Annotated in this window: 1 pseudogene; it reads right to left on the bottom strand. The window is 35.8% G+C overall.

Features of this window, described 5'->3' with window-relative positions:
* Nucleotides 1–389, bottom strand: a pseudogene (locus B2S90_RS01570) (2,3,4,5-tetrahydropyridine-2,6-dicarboxylate N-acetyltransferase); the annotation flags it as partial.
* Nucleotides 390–416: the final 27 nt, after the last annotated feature.

Below are 416 nucleotides of genomic sequence, written 5' to 3'. Positions count from 1 at the left end.
CCCATATCAATCATAGAACCTTCACCAATCTTAGCACCAATGTTGATAACTGCACCCATCATGATAACTGCATTATCTCCAATAGTGACATGTTCACGGATAAAGCAGCCTGGTTCAATACGAGCATTGATATTTGTCATATCAATCATAGGAATCGCACTATTACGACGATCCTGTTCCATATAAGTTTCTGTAATCTTATCTTTGTTTTCTTCTAAATAAGCACGGATTGCATCTAAATCTCCAATACAGATTTTTGAATCTTCTGTACCAAACATCTTGAATCCTTCAGCCTTAGGTAAATCATGACCATTGATATATACCTTGACTGGTGTTTGTTTTGTCGCATTTCCAATATACTGGATAATTTCTTCTGCAGTTTTAAGCATAATCTTCCTGCCACTCAAAATGTGATT

It is taken from the genome of Catenibacterium sp. UBA627, assembly GCF_002299355.1.
Taxonomy (GTDB): Bacteria; Bacillota_I; Bacilli_A; order Erysipelotrichales; family Coprobacillaceae; genus Catenibacterium; species Catenibacterium mitsuoka.
This window is presented reverse-complemented; position numbering and strand designations above follow the sequence as displayed.